Here is a 17,457-nt window from a genome sequence, read left to right on the forward strand (position 1 = left end):
TCTCCGTCTCGCCCCGGCGAGACGGAGTTCCCCGTTATTCCCGCCCTTTACGTACCCGCGCCGCATATACCGTCAGCGTTTGCTTCAGCACGTCAAGCGTCACCGGCTTGGACAGACAGCTGTCCATCCCCGATTCCAGACAGCGCTGCTTCTCTTCCGCCAGGGCATTGGCCGTGACGCCAATCACCGGCAGCGTCAGGCCAAGCTGACGAATGCGCTGCGTCAGGCGATAACCATCCATATTAGGCATGTTGACGTCGCTGAGCACGATATCGATGTGCTGCTTGCTGAGGACGTTGAGCGCGTCGACCCCGTCGTTCGCGGTCACGCACTGGTAGCCGAGCGATCCCAGCTGATCCGCCAGCAGGCGCCGGTTGATCGGATGATCGTCGACCACGAGGATCATCATGTCGTCGTTATTGCCGGCCTGCGCCTCCGGCGCCATCAGCGCCCGGCTATTGTCCGCACTGGCCAGCGCGACGTGGAAAATACGCCCCAACAGCGGCAGCAGTTCATGCGGCGTCGTCACGCTATGCAGCCACTCGCCGGCGGCCCGTTCCTGCGGAATACCGATATGACGACGGCAGAAGATGACCATCGCCCTTCCCTGCCAGCCGCTCAGCGCTTCATCGTCAGTGAGTAAGACATCCTCGGCGTCCGGGGTTTCTCCGGCATGACGACGTACCGTAAGGCCGTGATAGCTGAGCAGCGAGGTGACGAACATCGCCAGCGAGGTGTTGTGGATGGCCAGCCAGCAGGTCTTGCCAGCGAAACCGTTCGCCGTCATCTGCGGCGTGTTCTGCACGCCATACAGCGGGATGCGGATGGTAAAGCGGCTGCCCATTCCCGGCTCCGTTTCCACGGCGATATCGCCATCCATCATGCTGATCAGTTTTTCACAAATCGCCAGGCCAAGGCCGGTGCCCTGGAAGTTGCGCTGCACGCCGGTCCCCACCTGGAAGAAGGGGTCGAAGAGGCGCAATACCTCTTTCGCCGGGATCCCCTCCCCGGTGTCGCGGACGCTAATCTGCAGATAATCCCCCGCGCACTGGACGTGCAGGATAATGCAGCCGGTGTCGGTGAACTTGATCGCATTGCTCAGCAGGTTGGAGATCACCTGCTGCAGGCGCATCGGGTCGCCGGACATCTGTTCCGGAACGTCCGGTTCGATAAAGCAGTACAGACCCAGCTGCTTGCGCACCACCAGCGGCAGATAGTTGGCGGAGATATGGTTCATGACCTCGCGCGGGGAAAATTCCCGCGGCTCGATCTTCAATTGCTCGGACTCGATTTTGGAGAAATCGAGAATATCGCTGATGATTTTCAACAGCAGGCTTGAGGAGTTGTTCATCGCCGTCACCAGGCGATCGACGCCCTTCGGCAACGCTTTGGTCTGCAGCAGATCGAGGTTGCCGATGATGCCATACAGCGGAGTACGCAGCTCATGGCTGACGGTGGCAAGGAACATCGATTTCGACTGGCTGGCCTGCTCCGCCGCCTGGGCCATCTCCTGCAGCGACTCTTCCATCTTCACGCGGGCGGAAACGTCCACCAGCACGCAAATCGCCACGTTTTCGTTGCGATAGCGCGAGTGGACAAAGCTAATCTGCAGGTTGGTATGGTTGCTGGTCAGCACATCGACAAAGTTGACCTGCTGGCCGCAGATGATCTGCGTCAGCCGCTGGCGGTCCTCATGGGTCAGCATGTTCAGATAGTTGTGCGCCAGCTCGTTACTGAGAATGTTGGTCCCGTCGAGGGTGCGCAGAATACAGATCCCCACCGGGGCGGAGGCCACGATTTTGCGGTTGAACTGCTCATGCTCTTCCAGCCGCTGAGCGTCATTTTCCGCAGGGATAAAAATGCGCCGCTCATACATCCGCGCCAGCGCAAACAGCATCGCGCCGCTGAGGATATTGAGAACGATGGCGTTGATGATCAGCATACGGATCCGCTCCAGCACCTGGTCTACCGAGACGGAATAGACGATGCTCAGGGAGGACGGCGCGAGGCTTTTCTTCAGCACCAGCTCGCGGAAACCCGCGCTGTAGCCAAACCACATTCGCTCCTGCATCCATTTCGCTTCGCTCTGGATTTTGCTTTCCGCGCCGGCCAGGGAGATCAGCGGCTGGCCGTTATCGTCGAAGATAGTCACGCTCATCGGCAGGCTGCCCGGCGTAAAGAAGCTTTCCATGCGGATGGTCTGCTCAACGCCGAGCATCGCCTGCAGGCGATTGGCCATATAGATCGGCGTCAGGGCGTAAAAATAGCCCACCCCGGGGCGCATGCCCTGGCTTATCCAGAACAGGTTGTTGCCGCGCTCGTTTTGCGGCGCATTGCGGTATTGCTCAATGCGTTGATGCAGGACTTTCAGCGCCTGATCGCGCTCAATCGGCACGTCACGCAGGCCAAAGTTGGCCATACAGAGATTATCGCTGCCGATGAGAAAGATGCGGTTAAGGTCATAGGCGGCGGTAAAATTATCCCGCCAGTAGCGCATAAACCACGCCAGCGATTGGAGCGAATTACGCCAGGCGCTACTCATCGCGCTGCAGTCGGAGTCAGGATACAGGGGTTCAAAGCTGGGGATCGCAATATCGCCGCTTTGCCCTTGCGCTACCGCATCCCCTGCCGACAGCCGGTTACCGGCGACGTACTTCAGCTCTTTAATCACATCCGCCGTACGCTGAATGTAGCGCTGGGCCTGATCGGCGTTGAGATTGAGCTCCTGATGGATCTCGGCTTCCCGCTCGTGCAGCGCGTTGACGATATAAAACACAGAGACAAACGCAATCAGCAGCCACAGCAATACCGCCAGCGCTCTGAACAGATAACGGGAAACCTTCAGGGTTGTGTGAAAAGAGGCAAGATATTTCAATGTGGCGATGCTCGGCCGTCAGGGACTCAACAGAATGGGGTTAAAGTAGCGGTAAACCGGCTTTGCCGCAATGTTAATGCAAAAAGGGCCGGGAGAATACCCGGCCCTTTCAGAACATTTACCTGGGACGATTACTCTTCGTCTTCGGCGATGTCGTCATCGGTATCCGCTTCCGGGGCGATATCGTCATCGCCTTCCGCCGCGCTACCGTCGATGGCGTCCAGTTCTTCGTCGTCGACCGGCTCAGCGACGCGCTGCAGCCCCACCACGTTTTCATCTTCCGCGGTGCGGATGAGGATCACGCCCTGGGTGTTACGGCCCACGATGCTCACTTCGGAAACGCGGGTACGCACCAGCGTCCCGGCGTCGGTGATCATCATGATCTGATCGCAATCATCCACCTGTACGGCGCCGACCACGGAACCGTTACGCTCGGTGACTTTGATCGAGATAACGCCCTGGGTGGCACGCGACTTGGTCGGATACTCAGCCGCGGCGGTACGTTTACCGTAACCGTTTTGCGTCACCGTCAGGATCGCGCCTTCGCCGCGCGGAATAATCAGCGAGACGACGCTGTCGTTTTCCGCCAGCTTAATGCCGCGTACGCCGGTGGCGGTACGGCCCATGGCGCGAACGGCATCCTCTTTGAAGCGCACGACCTTGCCGGCCGCGGAGAACAGCATCACTTCGTCCTGACCAGAGGTCAGATCGACGCCGATCAGCTCATCGCCTTCGTTCAGGTTCACCGCGATAATGCCGGCGGAACGCGGACGACTGAACTCGGTCAGCGCGGTTTTCTTCACGGTACCGCTGGCGGTGGCCATAAAGACGTTGACGCCCTCTTCATACTCGCGGACCGGCAGGATAGCGGTGATACGCTCATCGGCTTCCAGCGGCAGCAGGTTGACGATCGGACGACCGCGCGCGCCGCGGCTGGCCTCCGGCAGCTGATAGACCTTCATCCAGTACAGACGACCGCGGCTTGAGAAGCAGAGGATGGTGTCATGGGTGTTGGCCACCAGCAGGCGGTCAATAAAGTCTTCTTCTTTAATGCGCGCTGCCGATTTGCCTTTACCGCCACGACGCTGTGCTTCGTAGTCGGTCAGCGGCTGATACTTCACATAGCCCTGATGCGACAGGGTGACCACCACGTCTTCCTGGTTGATCAGATCTTCGATGTTGATATCAGCGCTGTTGGCGGTGATTTCGGTACGACGTTCGTCGCCGAACTGGTCGCGGATCAGCTCCAGCTCTTCGCGAATCACTTCCATCAGACGGTCGGCGCTGCCGAGGATGTGCAGCAGTTCCGCGATCTGCTCCAGCAGCTCTTTATATTCGTCGAGCAGTTTTTCATGCTCAAGACCGGTCAGTTTCTGCAGACGCAGATCCAGAATCGCCTGGGCCTGCTGCTCGGTCAGGTAGTATTTACCCTCGCGCACGCCGAACTCTGGCTCCAGCCATTCCGGACGCGCGGCGTCATCACCGGCACGCTCCAGCATCGCCGCGACGTTACCGAGATCCCACGCCTGGGCAACCAGCGCCGCTTTCGCTTCAGCCGGGGTCGGCGCGCGACGGATCAGTTCGATAATCGGGTCGATATTGGCCAGCGCCACGGCCAGCGCTTCGAGGATATGCGCGCGGTCACGGGCTTTACGCAGCTCGAAAATGGTGCGACGGGTCACCACTTCGCGGCGGTGGCGCACGAAGGCGGCGATGATGTCTTTCAGGTTCATGATCTTCGGCTGGCCATGGTGCAGCGCAACCATGTTGATGCCGAAGGAGACCTGCAGCTGGGTCTGGGAATAGAGGTTGTTGAGCACCACTTCCCCTACCGCGTCGCGCTTCACTTCAATCACGATGCGCAACCCGTCTTTATCAGACTCGTCACGCAGCGCGCTGATGCCTTCCACGCGTTTTTCTTTTACCAGCTCGGCGATTTTCTCAATCAGGCGCGCTTTGTTCACCTGATAGGGAATTTCATGCACGATGATGGTTTCGCGGCCGGATTTCGCGTCCACTTCCACTTCCGCGCGCGCGCGGATGTAGACTTTACCGCGACCGGTGCGGTAGGCCTCTTCAATGCCGCGACGGCCGTTGATAATGGCGGCGGTCGGGAAATCAGGGCCAGGAATATGCGCCATCAGCCCTTCAATGCTGATGTCTTCATCGTCGACATAGGCCAGACAGCCGTTGATCACTTCCGTCAGGTTATGCGGCGGTATGTTGGTGGCCATCCCGACGGCGATCCCGGAGGCGCCGTTTACCAGCAGGTTAGGAATTTTGGTCGGCATGACGTCCGGAATACGCTCCGTGCCGTCATAGTTGTCAACGAAATCGACCGTCTCTTTTTCAAGATCGGCCATCAGCTCATGAGCGATTTTCGCCAGACGAATTTCGGTATAACGCATCGCCGCGGCGGAGTCGCCGTCGATGGAACCAAAGTTACCCTGGCCGTCCACCAGCATGTAACGCAGCGAGAACGGCTGCGCCATACGCACGATGGTGTCGTATACCGCGGAGTCGCCGTGCGGGTGGTATTTACCGATTACGTCACCAACGACACGGGCTGATTTTTTATAGGCTTTGTTCCAGTCATTGCCCAATACGTTCATGGCGTATAGTACGCGACGGTGTACCGGCTTCAGGCCATCTCGGACATCCGGCAGCGCACGGCCAACAATGACCGACATCGCATAATCCAGATAAGAGTTCTTAAGCTCTTCCTCAATGTTGACCGGTGTAATTTCTCTCGCAAGGTCGCTCATCTAACCGCTATCCCTCTACTGTATCCCGGATTCAAAGGTCGCAAATTATAACACAGCCGCGCTAAGAGAGGTAAAGCAATACGGTTTATTCATGGCGCGCTGCTGATATACTCGCAGGTCTGAACAGAAAAGGAGTAAAAGCGCCCATGAATGCCGAAAAAACGTCGGTAGCCCCTAACGTCGATCATGCTGAAATCGCCAAATTCGAAGCCGTCGCCTCGCGCTGGTGGGATCTGGAGGGCGAGTTCAAACCGCTCCACCGCATTAACCCCCTGCGGCTGGGCTATATCGCCGAACGCTCAGGCGGCCTGTTCGGTAAAAAAGTCCTCGATGTCGGCTGCGGCGGCGGCATCCTCGCCGAGAGCATGGCGCGCGAAGGCGCGACGGTCACCGGGCTGGACATGGGCGCCGAGCCGCTGCAGGTGGCGAAACTGCACGCCCTGGAGAGCGGAATTCAGGTGGAGTATGTTCAGGAAACGGTTGAAGAACATGCCGCGAAGCATCCGCAGCAGTATGACGTCGTCACCTGCATGGAGATGCTGGAGCACGTCCCTGACCCACAGTCGGTCGTCCACGCCTGCGCGCGGCTGGTGAAGCCTGGCGGCCAGGTCTTCTTCTCCACCATCAACCGTAACGGTAAAGCGTGGCTGATGGCGGTGGTCGGCGCGGAATATGTCATGAAGATGGTGCCCAAAGGCACTCATGATGTGAAAAAGTTTATCAAGCCGGCCGAACTGCTGGGCTGGGTAGATCAGACTTCTCTGCAAGAGCAGCATATCATCGGCCTGCATTACAATCCGTTGACCAACACCTTCAAGTTGGCGCCGGGGGTTGATGTTAACTATATGTTGCATACCAGCGCCAAAAAAGCGTGACGTCAGCACCTGCGCTTATGATGATTGCGCGGCATCAAGCCGCGTGATTATTTCTTCCGATGAAGAAATCAGCACTCGATCAAATTTTCATTTTTTTTTCTGTTTTATTGACTTCTTCTCCAGGCCTTATGCGACGTGGACTTGCGGATTATTACCCTTCCGCAACCTCAATTTAACGTCAAAATCAACCCTTGTACTCAAAAGATTCCTTACTAAAATACTCACCATATAGCGTTCCTTTTATCGACAACCCCCTACATATAGTATTTATCCACAGAGTTAGTCACAACGGCCTTCTGTGGATAAACGGGGGATATTTTCTTTCACGGACAGGTAAAATCCACATGAATCAGAGTCTGCTGGTGACAAAGCGCGACGGAACCACCGAGCGCATCAATCTCGACAAAATCCATCGCGTACTGGATTGGGCGGCAGAAGGACTGAATAACGTTTCGATTTCCCAGGTAGAGCTGCGCTCGCATATCCAGTTCTATGACGGCATTAAAACCGCGGACATCCACGAAACCATTATCAAAGCCGCTGCGGATCTGATCTCCCGCGAGGCGCCGGATTACCAGTACCTCGCCGCGCGTCTGGCGATTTTCCATTTGCGTAAAAAAGCCTTCGGCCAGTTTGAGCCGCCGGCGCTTTACGATCACGTGGTGAAGATGGTCGAGAAGGGTAAATACGATCATCATCTGCTGGAAGACTACACGGAAGAAGAGTTCCAGCAGATGGACGGTTTCCTCGACCACTGGCGCGACATGAACTTCTCCTACGCTGCCGTTAAGCAGCTGGAAGGCAAGTATCTGGTACAAAACCGCGTCACCGGCGAAATTTATGAGAGCGCGCAGTTCCTCTATATTCTGGTGGCTGCCTGCCTGTTCTCTAACTACCCGCGCGAAACGCGTCTGGACTACATCAAGCGTTTCTACGACGCGGTGTCGACCTTTAAAATCTCGCTGCCGACGCCGATCATGTCCGGCGTGCGTACCCCAACCCGTCAGTTCAGCTCCTGCGTGCTGATCGAGTGCGGCGACAGCCTGGACTCCATCAACGCTACCTCCAGCGCGATTGTGAAATACGTTTCCCAGCGCGCCGGCATCGGCATCAACGCCGGCCGCATTCGCGCGCTGGGCAGCCCGATCCGCGGCGGCGAAGCCTTCCACACCGGCTGCATTCCGTTCTACAAACATTTCCAGACCGCGGTGAAGTCCTGCTCGCAGGGCGGCGTACGCGGCGGCGCGGCGACCCTCTTCTACCCAATGTGGCATCTGGAAGTGGAAAGCCTGCTGGTGCTGAAAAACAACCGCGGGACCGACGCCAACCGCGTTCGTCACATGGACTACGGGGTGCAGATCAACAAGCTGATGTACACCCGTCTGCTGAAGGGCGGCGACATTACCCTGTTCAGCCCTTCCGACGTCCCGGGCCTGTATGACGCTTTCTTCGCCGATCAGGACGAATTTGAGCGCCTGTACACCCAGTACGAGCAGGACGACAGCATTCGCAAGCAGCGCATTAAAGCGGTTGAGCTGTTCTCGCTGATGATGCAGGAGCGCGCCTCCACCGGCCGCATCTACATCCAGAACGTCGACCACTGCAACACCCACAGCCCGTTCGATCCGGTGGTCGCCCCGGTGCGCCAGTCTAACCTGTGCCTGGAGATCGCCCTGCCGACTAAACCGCTGGAAGACGTCAACGACGAAAACGGCGAAATCGCGCTGTGCACCCTGTCGGCCTTCAACCTCGGGGCTATCGACAGCCTCGACGAGCTGGAAGAGCTGGCGGTGCTGGCGGTGCGCGCCCTGGACGCGCTGCTCGACTATCAGGATTACCCCATCCCCGCCGCCAAACGCGGCGCAATGGGCCGCCGTACGCTGGGCATCGGCGTGATCAACTTCGCTTACTATCTGGCGAAGCATGGCAAACGCTACTCCGACGGCAGCGCCAACAACCTGACCCACAAAACGTTCGAAGCGATTCAGTACTACCTGCTGAAGGCCTCCAACGAACTGGCTATCGAACAGGGCGCTTGCCCGTGGTTCAACGAAACCACCTATGCGCAGGGTATCCTGCCGATCGATACCTATAAAAAAGACCTGGACGGCATCGTCAGCGAAGCCCTGCACTACGACTGGGAAGCGCTTCGCGCGTCCATCAAAACCCACGGCCTGCGTAACTCCACGCTCTCCGCGCTGATGCCGTCCGAGACCTCGTCGCAGATCTCCAACGCCACCAACGGCATCGAGCCGCCGCGCGGCCACGTGAGTATCAAAGCGTCGAAGGATGGGATCCTGCGCCAGGTGGTGCCGGACTACGAAAACCTGCAGAACGCCTACGAACTGCTGTGGGAAATGCCGAACAACGACGGCTACCTGCAGCTGGTGGGTATCATGCAGAAGTTTATCGACCAGTCGATCTCTGCGAATACCAACTACGATCCGACGCGCTTCCCTTCCGGAAAAGTGCCGATGCAGCAGTTGCTGAAAGACCTGCTCAACGCCTATAAATTCGGCGTCAAAACGCTGTACTATCACAACACCCGTGATGGCGCTGAAGACGCTCAGGATGACCTGGCCCCGTCCATCCAGGACGACGGCTGCGAAAGCGGCGCTTGTAAGATCTAAGGTATTTTTGCCGGGTGGCGCTACGCTTACCCGGCCTACGATTTTGTAGGCCCGGCCAACGCATCGCCGCCGGGCAATACAGTTCAACAGGACTCACTTCAATGGCATACACCACTTTTTCACAGACGAAAAACGATCAGCTGCTTGAGCCAATGTTTTTTGGCCAGCCGGTTAACGTGGCCCGCTACGATCAGCAAAAATACGATATCTTTGAAAAGCTGATTGAAAAACAGCTCTCCTTCTTCTGGCGCCCGGAAGAGGTTGACGTCTCCCGCGATCGCATTGACTACCAGGCGCTGCCGGAACATGAAAAACACATTTTCATCAGCAACCTGAAGTACCAGACGCTGCTCGACTCCATCCAGGGCCGCAGCCCGAACGTGGCCCTGCTGCCGCTGATCTCCATCCCGGAGCTGGAGACCTGGGTGGAAACCTGGGCCTTCTCCGAGACCATTCACTCGCGCTCGTACACCCATATCATCCGCAACATCGTCAACGACCCGGCGACCGTGTTCGACGATATCGTCACCAACGAGCAGATCCAGAAGCGTGCCGAGGGGATCTCCCACTATTACGATTCGCTGATCGAGATGACCAGCTACTGGCACCTGCTGGGCGAAGGCACCCACACCGTCAACGGCAAGACCGTGACCGTCAATCTGCGCGAGCTGAAAAAGAAACTCTATCTGTGCCTGATGAGCGTCAACGCCCTGGAAGCGATCCGCTTCTACGTCAGCTTCGCCTGCTCCTTCGCCTTTGCCGAGCGCAAACTGATGGAAGGCAACGCCAAAATTATCCGCCTGATCGCCCGCGATGAAGCGCTGCACCTGACCGGCACTCAGCATATGCTGAACCTGCTGCGCTCCGGCAGCGACGATCCGGAAATGGCGGAAATCGCCGAAGAGTGCAAGCAGGAGTGCTATGACCTGTTCGTGCTGGCGGCGCAGCAGGAGAAAGAGTGGGCGGACTACCTGTTCCGCGACGGCTCGATGATTGGCCTGAACAAAGATATTCTCTGCCAGTACGTCGAGTACATCACCAATATCCGCATGCAGGCGGTGGGCCTCGATCTGCCGTTCCAGACCCGCTCCAACCCGATCCCGTGGATCAACACCTGGCTGGTGTCCGATAACGTGCAGGTCGCGCCGCAGGAAGTGGAAGTCAGCTCTTATCTGGTCGGCCAGATCGATTCCGAAGTCGACGCTGACGATCTGAGCAACTTCCAGCTGTAATGAAGCGGATCTTCTTGAAAATCTCTGACACTCGCCTTGAGTGTCAGGATGAACACCCTTCCCTGTTGGCTGCTCTTGAATCGCATAATATCGACGTCGAGTATCAGTGCCGCGCAGGCTATTGCGGCTCCTGCCGCACTCGTCTGGTCTCCGGCCAGGTTGACTGGCTGACCGAGCCGCTGGCCTTTATCCAGCCGGGAGAAATTTTGCCCTGCTGCTGCCGGGCGAAGGGCGATATCGAAATTGAGATGTAAGTTTTGTCGGGCGGCGTAACGCTTATGCGCCCGACAAAACTGCCGTTCACAGGCCGGGTAAACCCGGCTTTTTACTGCTTAGCGTCCAGAAACTGCACCGCTTTATCCGGGAAATCGGTAAACAAGCCATCGACGTCCGCCTGGCGATACAGCAGGTCATAGAGCTGATTGACGTTGCTGGCGTACTCCGGCAGCTGATCCGCGCGCACGGTATACGGATGCACCTGCAGATGGCTGGCGTGCGCCTCCTTCACCATCGCCGTCAGCTTCACCGCCCCCGGCTTTGAGCCTTCCGCCACCAGCATATGATAATCCGGACCAATGCCGTCGGCGTACTGCGCAATCTGCGCCATGGCCCCCGGCTTGAACATCCAGTCATAGCTGTAGTTCACCCACTTGCCGTCAGCCTGCCGCTGCTGGGTTTCATTCCAGTCGGTATAGGCGATAAGCTGCACCAGCTTGAGATCCATGCCCATCTTCGGCTCCAGCTCATGCTTAATACGCTTGAGCTCATTGGCGTCAAAGCACTGCAGATAGACCTTATCCTGCTTGCTGGTGTAGCCATATTCTTTCAGCACTTTCAGCGTGCTGGCGGCAATATCTTTGCCTTCCTGATGGTGGAACCACGGCGCTTTGATTTCCGGGTAAATACCGATGTTTTTGCCGGTGGAATGATTCAGCCCCTGGACAAACTCAATCTCTTCTTCAAAGGTATGAATGCGGAAATCGGATTTGCCCATCGGGAAACGCCCGGGATAGGTTTGCACATTCTTGCCGTCTTTCGGCTCAAAGCCTTCGGTAAACGTCAGCGACTTGATCTCGGCCAGGGTAAAGTCGATGGCGTAAAAACGGCCATCTTGACGCGCCCGCTGCGGGAAGCGCTGAGCGACGTCGGTCACCCGATCCAGATAGTGGTCGTGCAACACCACCAGTCGGTCGTCTTTGGTCATCACCAGGTCTTGCTCAAGGTAATCCGCCCCCTGCGAGTAGGCCATCGCTTTCGCCGGCAGGGTATGTTCCGGCAGATAGCCGCTGGCGCCGCGGTGGGCGATAACCATTTTATCCGCCGCTGCCGCGCTGAAGCACAGCGCAGAACTGGCCAACATCATGCCGCTCATTAGCGCGGTGAGTTTCATGTTCATCGCCGCTCCTTAGGCTTGCTTCAGCTGTTGATGATGGCGGCGTTCACCGAGCATCACGATAACCAGCAGGACAACCGCCAGCACGCTGCCGCCGATCATCACCATAAAGCCGCCGTCCCAACCGAAGAAATCGACGGTGTAGCCGACGATGGCGCTCGCGGCCACGGAACCGCCGAGGTAACCGAACAGGCCGGTGAAGCCTGCGGCGGTGCCGGCGGCTTTCTTCGGCGCCAGCTCCAGCGCATGCAGACCAATCAGCATCACCGGGCCGTAGATCAGGAAGCCGATAATAATCATACAGGCCATATCGACGCCCGGGTTACCCGGCGGGTTCAGCCAGTACACGACGGTGGCGATGGTCACCAGGGTCATAAAGAACACGCCGGTGGCGCCGCGGTTGCCTTTAAACACTTTATCCGACATCCAGCCGCACAGCAGGGTGCCCGGGATCCCCGCGTACTCGTACAGGAAGTAGGCCCAGGAGGATTTATCCAGCGCGAAGTGCTTCACCTCTTTCAGGTAGGTCGGCGACCAGTCGAGAATGCCGTAGCGCAGCAGATAAACGAAGACGTTGGCGACCGCGATGTACCACAGCAGCTTGTTCGGCAGAATGTACTGCATAAAGATCTGCTTCGCCGTCAGCTCTTGTTCATGCTCTTCGCTGTAATCGTCCGGGTAGTCGTTTTTATACTCTTCGATCGGCGGCAGGCCGCAGGATTGCGGCGTATCGCGCATCATCGCGAAGGCGAAAATCGCCAGCAGAATAGCGCCGAAAGCCGGCATATAGAGCGCCGCATGCCAGTCGTTAAACCAGGCCATACCTAACAGGAACAGCAGCGGCGGAATCCCCCCGCCGACGTTATGCGCGCAGTTCCACACTGAAACAATTCCGCCGCGCTCTTTCTGCGACCACCAGTGGACCATGGTACGGCCGCACGGCGGCCAGCCCATCCCCTGGAACCAGCCGCAGAGAAACAGCAGCACGAACATGATCATGATGCTCGAGGTGGCCCACGGTATGAAGCCCATCACCAGCATCACCAGCGCGGCGAGGATCAGCCCCGCCGGCAGGAAAATGCGCGGATTCGAACGGTCAGAGACCGATCCCATGATGAATTTCGAAAATCCGTAGGCAATGGAGATGCCGGAAAGGGCGAAACCGAGATCGCCGCGAGAAAAACCTTGCTCGATAAGATAGGGCATCGCCAGGGCAAAGTTCTTACGAACCAGATAGTAAGCGGCATAACCAAAGAAGATGCCGATAAAAATCTGCCAGCGTAACCGACGATAGAGCGGGTCGATCTCCGCGGCTGGCAAACGCGCTTTATGCGCGGCGGGTTTAAAAATACTTAACATATCAGCCTCCGTGGCCCTTGCTGTTTTTTACTGACGTCACGACAACAATCCCAGATTAATCACCAACTTCGAATCTGGCCGCGATGGTAGGCAATACGTAGAGCTGATACTGTGAAACATCGCACAATTTGTTACAGAAATATGACAAAAGGTTCCAATGTGAGCACAAAATCACATAATTCGCTCAAATAACGCGCGAATATGCTCGAAATCAAACAATAACCTTATTGATTGTGGCTAAATGGCGGTAAACGAAAGCAGAGGAGCTGAAGATGACGGGACGTCTTGATAGCGAGGTCATCATCATCGGCGGCGGAGCAACCGGCGCTGGCATCGCCCGCGACTGCGCCCGACGCGGATTACGCACAGTGCTCATTGAGCGCCATGATATCGCCACCGGGGCCACCGGCCGTAATCATGGGCTGTTGCACAGCGGCGCCCGCTATGCGGTGACCGACAACGAATCCGCCCGCGAATGCATCAGTGAGAACCGCATCCTGCGCCGCATCGCCCGTCACTGTATCGAACCGGCCGGCGGTCTGTTCATTACCCTGCCTGAAGACGATCTGGCCTGGCAGCAGACCTTTATCGCCGCCTGCCAGCAGGCTGGCATAGAGGCCACGCCGCTTTCTGCGCAGGAGGCGCTGCGCCGCGAGCCCGCCGTCAACCCGACGCTGCTGGGGGCGGTGCAGGTCCCGGATGGTACCATTGACCCGTTTCGCCTCACCGCGGCCAATATGCTCGACGCCCGCGAACACGGCGCGCAGATCCTCACCGGCTGCGAAGTGACAGGCCTGCTGCGCCAGGGCGACCGCATCTGTGGCGTCCAGGTATACGATCGTCAGCTTCACCAGACCCGCGCCCTGTACGCCGGGGTAGTGGTCAATGCCGCCGGGATCTGGGGGCAGCGCATTGCGGAATATGCCGACCTGCGCATCACCATGTTTCCGGCGAAGGGATCGCTGTTGATCCTTGACCACCGCATTAACAACCTGGTGATCAACCGCTGCCGTAAGCCGGCCGATGCCGATATTCTGGTGCCCGGGGATACCATCTCGCTGATCGGCACCACCTCGATGCATATTCCTTATGACGAAATTGACGACAACCGGGTAACGACCGCGGAAGTCGAAACCCTGCTGCGCGAAGGTGAAAAGCTGGCGCCGGTCATGGGCCGCACCCGGATCCTCCGCGCCTACTCCGGCGTCCGCCCGCTGGTGGCCAGCGACAACGATCCCAGCGGACGCAGCGTCAGCCGCGGCATCGTCCTGCTCGACCATGCTCAGCGCGACGGCATGGAAGGCTTCATTACCATCACCGGCGGCAAGCTGATGACCTATCGCCTGATGGCCGAGTGGGCCACCGACGCCGTCTGTCGTAAGCTGGGCAACACCACCCCCTGTTCCACGGCCGAGAGCCCGCTCCCCGGGTCGCAGGAGCCGACGGAAAGCACCCTGCGAAAAATTATCTCCCTGCCGGGCCCGCTGCGCGGCTCTGCTGTCTACCGCCATGGCGATCGCACGCCGGCCTGGCTTGGCGACAGCCGCCAGCACCGTAGTCTGGTCTGCGAATGCGAAGCCGTCACCGCTGGTGAAGTGAAATACGCGGTGGAAAATCTGGCGGTCCACACCCTGCTCGACCTGCGCCGCCGTACCCGGATTGGCATGGGGACCTGCCAGGGGGAACTCTGCGCCTGCCGCGCCGCCGGTCTGCTGCAGCGCTTTAACGTCACCACCCCCGCGCAGTCGTTGACCCAGCTGTCGGCGTTTCTCAATGAGCGCTGGAAGGGCGTGCAGCCCATCGCCTGGGGCGACGCGCTGCGCGAAAGCGAATTCACCCGCTGGGTCTACCTCGGCCTGTGCGGACTACCACAGGAGCATCAGGATGAAATTTGACTGCGCGATTATCGGCGGCGGACTGGCCGGCCTGCTGTGCGGCCTGACGCTGAATCAGTCCGGCCTGCGCAGCGTTATCATCAGCCGCGGGCAAAGCGCGTTGCATTTTTCCTCCGCGTCGTTAGATCTGCTCTCGGCGCTGCCGAACGGCGATAACGTCACTGACCTCGCGCAAGGTCTGCAGCAGCTCGCTGAACTGCTTCCTGAGCACCCTTATTCCCGGCTCGGCGCCGGGGCGGTGCTCGAATACGCAAAACAGACTGAAGCTTTGCTGGCCGCCTGCGGCGCGGTGATGCAGGGCGACGCGCACCGCCCGCACCGGCGGGTAACGCCGCTGGGGACGCTGCGCGCGGCGTGGTTATCGCCGCAGGAGGTTCCTGTCGCGCCACTCCCCCGACAGGGGGTCTGTCTGGTGGGGATCAGCGGCTTTGCCGATTTTCAGCCGCATCTCGCCGCCGCCGCGCTCGGGCAAACCGGCGTCACCGCCGTAGCGGCGGAAATCGAGTTACCGCTGCTGGATGTTTTACGTGACAACCCCACCGAGTTTCGCGCCGCCAATATCGCCCGCCTCCTCGACGATGAAAACCACTGGCCTGCCCTGCATGCGGCGCTGCTACCGCTGGCGCAGCAGCATGAGCAGCTGATCATGCCCGCCTGCTTTGGCCTCGCCGACGATCGCCTGTACCACTGGCTGCAGGCGCGCCTGCCCTGCCCGCTGCGTCTGCTGCCGACGCTGCCGCCTTCGGTTCCCGGGATGCGCCTGCACCGTTTGCTGCAGCGGCAGTTTATTCGCGGCGGCGGCATCTGGCTTGCCGGCGATGAAGTGGTGAACATCAGCCATCGACAGGGCGCCGTCGAGGCCGTCTGGACGCGAAATCACGGCGATATTGCGCTGCGTCCGCGTTTTACCGTGCTGGCCAGCGGCAGCTTTTTCAGTAACGGTCTTGTCGCCACGCGGGATAGCGTGCGCGAACCCATTCTCGGTCTCGATCTACAGCAGACCCTGCCGCGCGACGACTGGTACCAGCGCGACTTCTTTGCCTCCCAGCCGTGGCAGCGCTTCGGGGTGAAAACCGATGCCCTGCTGCGCCCCATGCTGGGCGGGCAGCCGTTCAGCAATCTTTTCGCCATCGGTTCGCTGCTCGGCGGGTTCGATGCCATTCAGCTCGGCTGCGGCGGCGGGGTCTGCGCCGTCACCGCACTGCACGCCGCCAGACAGATCCACGCCCTCGCCGGAGGCCGACCATGAACGATACCCGTTTTGAAAGCTGCATTAAGTGCACGGTCTGTACCACCACCTGTCCGGTCAGCCGGGTCAATCCGCGCTATCCCGGGCCGAAACAGGCGGGGCCGGACGGCGAACGCCTGCGCCTGAAGGATGGCGCGCTGTACGATGAGGCGCTCAAGTACTGCATTAACTGCAAGCGCTGTGAGGTCGCCTGCCCGTCGGATGTGAAAATTGGCGATATCATTCAGCGCGCCCGGGCACAGTATGGCCAGCAAAAACCGACCCTGCGCGACGCTATTCTCAGCCATACCGATCTGATGGGCACCCTTTCCACCCCCTTTGCCCCACTGGTAAACGCCACCACCGGCTTAAAACCGGTACGCCGCCTGCTCGACGCGGCGCTCAATATCGATCATCGGCGCACGCTGCCAAAATATGGCTTCGGCACCTTCCGCCGCGCTTACCGCCAGCTCGCGGCCAGACAGGCGCAGTACCCTGAGCAGGTGGCCTTCTTTCATGGTTGCTACGTCAACTATAACCACCCGCAGCTGGGCAAGGATCTGATTCGCGTCGTCAATGCGCTGGGCACCGGCGTGCAGTTGTTATCACGGGAAAAATGCTGCGGCGTGCCGCTGATCGCCAACGGCTTTTTTGACAAAGCGCGTAAGCAGGCGCAGAGCAACGTCGCCGCGATGCGGGAAAACGCGCTGCCGATCATCGCCACCTCCTCGACCTGCACCTTTACGCTGCGCGATGAATACCCGCATCTCCTTGATGTCGACAACAGCGATCTCCGCGACCGGGTGGAGCTGGCCACTCGCTGGATCTGGAAACAACTGGATAGTGGCAAAACGCTGCCGCTGCGCCCGCTGCCGCTGAAGGTGGTCTATCACACGCCGTGCCATATGGAGAAAATGGGCTGGTCGCTGTATACCCTCGAACTGCTGCGGCTGATCCCTGGCCTGCAGCTGGAAGTGCTGGATTCGCAGTGCTGCGGCATCGCCGGCACCTACGGGTTTAAGACTGAGAATTACGCGGTATCCCAGGCTATCGGCGCCCCGCTGTTCCGTCAGATTGAGGAGAGCGGCGCCGACATCGTCGTCACCGACTGCGAGACCTGTAAATGGCAGATAGAAATGTCCACCAGCAAACGCTGCGAACATCCGCTGACGGTGCTGGCGCAGGCGCTCGCCTGAGTCCGGCGC

11 protein-coding genes are annotated in these 17,457 nt (G+C 58.9%); 7 read left to right on the forward strand and 4 right to left on the reverse strand.

Annotation, left to right across the window (positions count from 1 at the left end):
- Positions 1-34: 34 nt before the first annotated feature.
- Both rcsC and gyrA read right to left on the reverse strand, forming a co-directional pair.
- Positions 35-2,875, reverse strand: a complete 2,841-nt coding sequence (gene rcsC, locus QLG03_RS08965; RefSeq protein ID WP_023290484.1) for a two-component system sensor histidine kinase RcsC — start codon at positions 2,873-2,875, stop codon at positions 35-37.
- A gap of 131 nt (positions 2,876-3,006) precedes the next feature.
- Complete coding sequence (gyrA, locus tag QLG03_RS08970; protein ID WP_255989023.1) at positions 3,007-5,640, reverse strand: DNA topoisomerase (ATP-hydrolyzing) subunit A; 2,634 nt, start codon at positions 5,638-5,640, stop codon at positions 3,007-3,009.
- Between the two features lie 146 nt (positions 5,641-5,786).
- On the opposite strand from gyrA, the gene ubiG reads away from it, so the two are divergent.
- The 4 genes from ubiG (at position 5,787) to yfaE (ending at position 10,631) form a co-directional block, all read left to right on the forward strand.
- A complete protein-coding gene (ubiG, locus tag QLG03_RS08975) occupies positions 5,787-6,515 on the forward strand; it encodes a bifunctional 2-polyprenyl-6-hydroxyphenol methylase/3-demethylubiquinol 3-O-methyltransferase UbiG (RefSeq protein WP_180265807.1) in 729 nt (242 codons plus the stop codon).
- Positions 6,516-6,859: 344 nt separating this feature from the next.
- Positions 6,860-9,145, forward strand: coding sequence for a class 1a ribonucleoside-diphosphate reductase subunit alpha (gene nrdA / locus QLG03_RS08980; RefSeq protein WP_048297918.1), 2,286 nt, complete (start codon positions 6,860-6,862; stop codon positions 9,143-9,145).
- 101 nt (positions 9,146-9,246) lie between these two features.
- Positions 9,247-10,377, forward strand: a complete 1,131-nt coding sequence (nrdB, locus tag QLG03_RS08985) for a class Ia ribonucleoside-diphosphate reductase subunit beta (RefSeq protein WP_004140835.1) — start codon at positions 9,247-9,249, stop codon at positions 10,375-10,377.
- Positions 10,377-10,631, forward strand: coding sequence for a class I ribonucleotide reductase maintenance protein YfaE (gene yfaE / locus QLG03_RS08990; RefSeq protein WP_004201692.1), 255 nt, complete (start codon positions 10,377-10,379; stop codon positions 10,629-10,631). Before nrdB ends, yfaE begins: the two co-directional genes overlap by 1 nt.
- Positions 10,632-10,702: 71 nt before the next feature.
- Here the strand turns inward: yfaE and glpQ are convergent, their stop codons facing one another.
- Positions 10,703-11,773 (reverse strand): glycerophosphodiester phosphodiesterase, encoded by a 1,071-nt coding sequence (glpQ, locus tag QLG03_RS08995; protein ID WP_255989020.1) that lies wholly within the window; start codon positions 11,771-11,773, stop codon positions 10,703-10,705.
- A gap of 9 nt (positions 11,774-11,782) precedes the next feature.
- Positions 11,783-13,129: a glycerol-3-phosphate transporter gene (gene glpT / locus QLG03_RS09000; protein ID WP_223064183.1), complete on the reverse strand. Its 1,347-nt coding sequence runs from the start codon at positions 13,127-13,129 to the stop codon at positions 11,783-11,785.
- A 272-nt stretch (positions 13,130-13,401) separates the two neighbouring features.
- On the opposite strand from glpT, the gene glpA reads away from it, so the two are divergent.
- Genes glpA through glpC form a run of 3 tightly spaced genes read left to right on the forward strand, consistent with a single transcriptional unit; the run spans position 13,402 to position 17,448 of the window.
- On the forward strand, positions 13,402-15,024 hold the full coding sequence (glpA, locus tag QLG03_RS09005) for an anaerobic glycerol-3-phosphate dehydrogenase subunit A (protein ID WP_255989015.1): 1,623 nt from the start codon (positions 13,402-13,404) through the stop codon (positions 15,022-15,024).
- The gene (gene glpB / locus QLG03_RS09010; RefSeq protein ID WP_255989013.1) at positions 15,014-16,273 is read left to right on the forward strand and encodes a glycerol-3-phosphate dehydrogenase subunit GlpB; all 1,260 of its coding nucleotides are present in this window, start codon (positions 15,014-15,016) and stop codon (positions 16,271-16,273) included. Before glpA ends, glpB begins: the two co-directional genes overlap by 11 nt.
- On the forward strand, positions 16,270-17,448 hold the full coding sequence (glpC, locus tag QLG03_RS09015; protein ID WP_023290491.1) for an anaerobic glycerol-3-phosphate dehydrogenase subunit GlpC: 1,179 nt from the start codon (positions 16,270-16,272) through the stop codon (positions 17,446-17,448). Before glpB ends, glpC begins: the two co-directional genes overlap by 4 nt.
- Positions 17,449-17,457 lie beyond the last annotated feature (9 nt).

Source organism: Klebsiella sp. V115_8 (genome assembly GCF_029967715.1).
Taxonomy (GTDB): Bacteria; Pseudomonadota; Gammaproteobacteria; order Enterobacterales; family Enterobacteriaceae; genus Klebsiella; species Klebsiella quasipneumoniae.

What these genes read in the sequence shown, in the direction of transcription:
- gyrA (WP_255989023.1), bottom strand. Translation starts at nt 5,640, where the DNA reads ATGAGCGACCTTGCGAGAGAAATTACACCGGTCAACATTGAGGAAGAG.
- yfaE (WP_004201692.1), top strand. Translation starts at nt 10,377, where the DNA reads ATGAAGCGGATCTTCTTGAAAATCTCTGACACTCGCCTTGAGTGTCAG.
- glpA (WP_255989015.1), top strand. Translation starts at nt 13,402, where the DNA reads ATGACGGGACGTCTTGATAGCGAGGTCATCATCATCGGCGGCGGAGCA.
- glpT (WP_223064183.1), bottom strand. Translation starts at nt 13,129, where the DNA reads ATGTTAAGTATTTTTAAACCCGCCGCGCATAAAGCGCGTTTGCCAGCC.
- glpB (WP_255989013.1), top strand. Translation starts at nt 15,014, where the DNA reads ATGAAATTTGACTGCGCGATTATCGGCGGCGGACTGGCCGGCCTGCTG.
- glpC (WP_023290491.1), top strand. Translation starts at nt 16,270, where the DNA reads ATGAACGATACCCGTTTTGAAAGCTGCATTAAGTGCACGGTCTGTACC.
- nrdA (WP_048297918.1), top strand. Translation starts at nt 6,860, where the DNA reads ATGAATCAGAGTCTGCTGGTGACAAAGCGCGACGGAACCACCGAGCGC.
- nrdB (WP_004140835.1), top strand. Translation starts at nt 9,247, where the DNA reads ATGGCATACACCACTTTTTCACAGACGAAAAACGATCAGCTGCTTGAG.
- ubiG (WP_180265807.1), top strand. Translation starts at nt 5,787, where the DNA reads ATGAATGCCGAAAAAACGTCGGTAGCCCCTAACGTCGATCATGCTGAA.
- glpQ (WP_255989020.1), bottom strand. Translation starts at nt 11,773, where the DNA reads ATGAACATGAAACTCACCGCGCTAATGAGCGGCATGATGTTGGCCAGT.